Origin of the sequence: Microcystis flos-aquae FACHB-1344, assembly GCF_014698375.1 — a bacterium.
GTDB lineage: Bacteria > Cyanobacteriota > Cyanobacteriia > Cyanobacteriales > Microcystaceae > Microcystis > Microcystis aeruginosa.
Genome location: NZ_JACJSW010000204.1, coordinates 1 through 4,966 on the forward strand (window position 1 = coordinate 1; position 4,966 = coordinate 4,966).

5 protein-coding genes are annotated in these 4,966 nt (G+C 39.0%); 3 read left to right on the plus strand and 2 right to left on the minus strand.

What is annotated here, in order from left to right:
• Together H6G48_RS21125 and H6G48_RS21130 are read left to right on the plus strand one after the other, a co-directional pair.
• Positions 1 to 3,102 (plus strand): type ISP restriction/modification enzyme (locus H6G48_RS21125; RefSeq protein WP_190723087.1); only part of this gene is annotated, 3,102 nt, incomplete at its 5' end.
• 300 nt (positions 3,103 to 3,402) lie between these two features.
• On the plus strand, positions 3,403 to 3,756 hold the full coding sequence (locus tag H6G48_RS21130; protein WP_002734736.1) for a phenylpyruvate tautomerase MIF-related protein: 354 nt from the start codon (positions 3,403 to 3,405) through the stop codon (positions 3,754 to 3,756).
• Between the two features lie 28 nt (positions 3,757 to 3,784).
• Here H6G48_RS21130 and H6G48_RS21135 read toward each other — a convergent pair whose 3' ends face one another.
• A complete protein-coding gene (locus tag H6G48_RS21135) occupies positions 3,785 to 4,171 on the minus strand; it encodes a DUF4332 domain-containing protein (RefSeq protein ID WP_242034718.1) in 387 nt (128 codons plus the stop codon).
• Positions 4,172 to 4,307: 136 nt separating this feature from the next.
• On the opposite strand from H6G48_RS21135, the gene H6G48_RS26965 reads away from it, so the two are divergent.
• A complete protein-coding gene (locus tag H6G48_RS26965) occupies positions 4,308 to 4,436 on the plus strand; it encodes a hypothetical protein (protein WP_277925643.1) in 129 nt (42 codons plus the stop codon).
• A gap of 79 nt (positions 4,437 to 4,515) precedes the next feature.
• On the opposite strand, the gene H6G48_RS21140 is transcribed toward H6G48_RS26965, so the two are convergent.
• The gene (locus H6G48_RS21140) at positions 4,516 to 4,806 is read right to left on the minus strand and encodes a hypothetical protein (RefSeq protein ID WP_242034719.1); all 291 of its coding nucleotides are present in this window, start codon (positions 4,804 to 4,806) and stop codon (positions 4,516 to 4,518) included.
• Between the last annotated feature and the right edge of the window lie 160 nt (positions 4,807 to 4,966).

Below are 4,966 nucleotides of genomic sequence, written 5' to 3' on the forward strand. Positions count from 1 at the left end.
CGCGATTTTCTGCTCATCGGTCGCAATAGCCAAGGTCAACCGGTAGAATTAGAAGCCTATAGTTTAGCCCCGTCAGAAGCCGAGTTTTGGCTAAAAACCTCAAATCCATCCAAATTTGCCGCCGAACACGGTGATAGCCTCTTAGAATACCTAAAGAGAGTGCTTTTACAGGCGGCTCCTATCACCTCACCGGCCGATGTTGCTTGGTTTCTTGCTTCCTATGCGCGCGACGCAAAAGCACGCTTAGAACATCATTCCGATCTTCCCGCTCTGGCCAATATTCGTCAAGCTTTAGAAAATGCCCTCGGTATCAAATTTGAACGGGAACAGGGGAATAAATTTTTTCGTTCTACCCTCGTGCAAACCCTCTTTTATGGTTTATTTTCTGCTTGGGTATTATGGCACAAGCAAAACCTCAATCGCGAGGATAAAGAGGATAAGTTCGATTGGAAATCCGCAGCCCATAATCTCCATGTTCCCATGTTAGCGATCCTATTTGAGCAGATCGCCGCACCGAGTAAGTTAAAATCTTTGGGATTAGTAGAAGTTTTGAATTGGACCGGTGCAGCTTTAAATCGAGTGCGACGGGAGGAATTTTTTCGTCAATTCGATGAGGGACAAGCGGTACAGTATTTCTATGAACCATTTCTGCAAGCTTTTGATCCTGATTTACGCAAAGAATTGGGAGTTTGGTACACTCCTCCGGAAATTGTTCGCTATATGGTAGCGCGAGTCGATCGAGTTTTACGAGAAGAATTAAATATTGAGGACGGTTTAGCTAATCCCGATGTTTATATTCTCGATCCTTGCTGTGGAACTGGTGCTTATTTAGTCGAGGTTTTGCGCTATATTACCGATACTTTACAGGAAAATGGGGCGGGTGCTTTAGCCATGGCTTTGGTGAAAAAAGCAGCCATAGAAAGAATTTTCGGTTTCGAGATTTTAACCGCTCCTTTTGTCGTCGCTCATCTACAATTAGGTTTATTCCTGCAAAGTTTGGGTGTACCTTTAATAGAAGATAGTGAACGGGTGGGGATTTATCTGACTAATGCTTTAACTGGTTGGCAACCTCCCGATGAGGAAAGTAAACAGAAAATTCAACAGCTACAATTAAGTTTTCCGGAGTTAAATAAGGAACGAGAGGCAGCCGATGAAGTTAAGCGCGGTAAACCGATTTTAGTTATTCTCGGTAATCCTCCCTACAATGCTTTTGCTGGAACCAGTCCCGCAGAAGAAGCAGGTTTAGTGGAAGTGTATAAACAGGGTTTAATCTCCGATTGGGGGATTAAAAAGTTTAATTTGGATGAGTTATATGTGCGCTTTTTTCGTTTAGCAGAAAGATGTATTTCAGAAAATACTGGTAAAGGGGTTGTTTGTTATATTTCTAATTTTTCCTATCTCGGTGATCCTTCTTTTGTGGTGATGCGGCAAAGATTTTTACAAGAATTTGATCGTCTTTGGTTTGATTGTCTCAATGGTGATAGTCGCGAAACAGGAAAGTTAACCCCTGAAGGTAATCCCGATCCTAGTGTTTTTTCTACTCAATACAATAAGGAAGGAATTCGAGTCGGGACAACTATCGGATTAATGGTAAGAAAGGAAGTAAGGAATAAAAATGTTGATGTCTATTTTCGCCATTTCTGGGGAGTTGCTAAACGAGAACAGTTATTAGATAGTTTAAATAATCAAGATTTTGATGCTTTTTATCAAGTCTCTAACCCAGAACAATCTAATCGTTATTCTTTCCGTCCCTCCGATGTTTCCTCTCACTATTTAGCATGGCCAAAGTTAACAGATTTATCTGATGAAGCTCCAATTACAGGTTATAAAGAGAATCGAGGCTATAGTTTTATTGATAGTGATAAAACTATTCTTTCGGAAAGAATAAGTAAATACTTTGATCAAAATGTTTCATGGGAAGAATTAGCATCACTTAATACAGGTTTAACTAAAAATGCAGCTCGATTTGATGCCAAAAAAGCCAGAGATAAAGTCTTAAAGTTACGCAAAAAATTTAATCCTCAAATGCTGTTACCTTATCTGCTCAGACCCTATGAGGTTAAATGGTGTTATTATACTCAAATTAGACCGCTTTGGAATGAGTCTAGACCTTCGCTATTTATTCATCAATTTCAAGGTAATTCCTTTTTAGTCAGTCGTCCTGCTGGTGTTGCCTCTCCCGAAGGAATACCATTTTATTTTACTAACTGTTTAGGAGACTTTGACTTTATTAGAGGTCATGCTTATCACTTTCCTATACGATTACGTCAAAATTCAGAGAAGGTGAATACAGAAGATAATACTCAAGGAAAATTATTCGATTCCAGTAACTTTAATAGTCCTTCAATAAAAGCCAATCTTTCAGAAAAATCTCGTCAATACTTAAATCAACTGGGTATTAATAATCTTGATGAAAATATCGAGAATGCTTCCTTAATTTGGCTGCACACATTAGCGATTGGGTACTCTCCCTTATATCTTCGGGAAAATGCCGACGGTATTCGTCAAGACTTCCCAAGGATTCCCCTTCCCAATAGCCAAGAATTATTAATTAAATCCGCCGAACTAGGACAAGCGATCGCATCTCTTTTAGACACAGAAAACCCAGTTATAGGAGTCACCAAAAAACCGACCCCTGCACTGCAAAAAATCGCCTTGATTTCCTGCACTGATGGGGGAAATTTAAACCCAGATAAGGGGGATTTAATTATTAACGTCGGTTGGGGACATGGGGGTAAAAATGGTGTGACAATGCCGGGTAAAGGAAAAGCGATCGCCAGACAATATACAACCGCAGAAATGAGCGTAATTAGCCCAGAAATGCGAAAATTATTAGGAACGACCACCTATGATATTTATCTCAATGATCGAGCCTATTGGCAAAATATACCGGCCCGGGTTTGGGAATATACCATCGGGGGTTATCAAGTCATTAAAAAATGGCTAAGTTATCGCGAGGAAAAATTATTAGGACGGGGATTAACTATCGCAGAAGTGCAGGAAGTAAGCGAGATGACTAGAAGAATTACTGCGATTATTCTCCTAGAATCAGACCTAGATGATAACTACCAAAATATCAAAACAGCCGTGTATTCTTTTTAACTTAGTGTGAGCAGAATTCCCTCGCTTTTAGCGATGGGATGAATGCTGATACTAAATCCGTTGAGTACAGGCTAGTTATGAGACGAGGCACTCATGCAAGAGGCAAAAGGGGAAATAAATAATCAGTTTTTAATAACAGGATTTAGTATGACATTCAGTTTTTTTCCCACTTCCCACTCCCCAATTCATAATTCATAATTCCCCAAGGATTGGATGATTGAAGCCTTCTGAAGCAAAAGAATATCTGTGATTGCTATCAAAACTGTTATATTATATAAAAATATTTCTGAGATTTTTTCTATGCCTCTAATTAAAATTCAAACTTCTGTCACCTCCCTCGATGATGAGACGGTTAATCAACTTTTGCAGAGTCTTTCGGCTAAATTAGCTAAACATCTGGGAAAACCCGAATCCTATGTGATGACAGCTTTAGAATCGGGGATAAAAATGACTTTTGCTGGTACTTTTGAGCCGGTGTGTTATGTGGAGATTAAAAGTGTTGGTTCTATTTCCGCCGCTCAAACTAAAAGCATGAGTAGTGATTTTTGTCAAGAAATTGAGGCTTATTTAGGAATACCGAAAAATCGCATTTATCTAGAATTTGCCGAGGCGAAAGGTGATCTTTGGGGATGGAATGGCACTACTTTTGGCTAATTTATGCCAAAATTATCGGAGATAGGGCTTATTTTAACTCTCTGGTTAAGATTTTTGCCTGTTCAATCCAAGCTAACATCACCGCAATATCGGGACATAAATCGCGTCTTTGCAGATTAGCCACCTGAAAGCGGAGAATCTGTCGATGCAACTGCTGAATTGATGTCTGTGCCAATTGCGGGATGGAAGCAATACCGGCATGAACCAGCAAACCGCAGTATTGACAACCCACGGCGGGAATCGAGGCTAATTCCGCCATTGCCACCCACTTATTAATATATTTAGCCTGAATTTGCATTCTTACTGCTAATTTTTCCTTACCCAATTGCGGACGAACTTTTTGCAGAAGTTGTGCGGTGGTGTCGATACCGCAATCCTTTAATTTTTGGCAATCTTGGTCACTTAACCCCGGCAAATGTTCAATTAACCAGCTTTGCCTGTGGATAAGTTGCGATCAATTCATCGAAATTATTAACTATTGATAAGTAGATTATAGCAGTTAAGTAGGGAGGCACAATTATTTGTAGGATGGGTTAGCGGTAGCGTAACCCATGCGGGCTATCGATTATGAAGAATACATCAGTATTTATAATTTAGTAATTAAATTAATCAGAAATTTTAAAGATGATCTATTAAATGCCGCCGTGACGGAACAGTATAAAAAAGTCAAAAGTATATAGGGTTAATACTAAATCCGTTGAGTATGCGCTACATATCAGAACAGGCACTCATGCAAGAGACAAAAGGGGAAATAAATAATCAGTTTTTAATAACCGGATTTAGTATGACTCCATCACTATCAAGAACTGTTCCAATAGTGGCAAGAGACGAAGTGACTAATCGGAGTAACTTGTCTTTTGTCTCTGCCAAATTCTTATCTTCTGTATTGCGCTGTAAACTTTGAGTATTATAAATTTTTTTAATTAATTCTTCACCAGCAGAAAAAACATTACTATCAGAAGTGTTGAACGGGGAAAAAAGTCGTACAAAATTTGATATTATAGATAAGAAAACAAAGTAAATATACACCAATAAATGTGAATAAGCCATGCTAACAATTTTCCCAAAACTAATGAAAGAGCTTCTCAAGCCACTCCCCAAAAATGACTATCCCGCATTAAGTACATTTACTTTTGTGTCCTGTTGGATAGGTTTTGCACTGGATAAAAGTATCGTCAGCATGAGAGACTTAAGCGCACGCCTGAAAATG

What these genes read in the sequence shown, in the direction of transcription:
- H6G48_RS21130 (WP_002734736.1), top strand. Translation starts at nt 3,403, where the DNA reads ATGCCTCTAATTAAAATTCAAACTTCTGTCACCTCCCTCGATGATGAG.
- H6G48_RS26965 (WP_277925643.1), top strand. Translation starts at nt 4,308, where the DNA reads ATGCGGGCTATCGATTATGAAGAATACATCAGTATTTATAATTTAGTA.
- H6G48_RS21140 (WP_242034719.1), bottom strand. Translation starts at nt 4,806, where the DNA reads ATGGCTTATTCACATTTATTGGTGTATATTTACTTTGTTTTCTTATCT.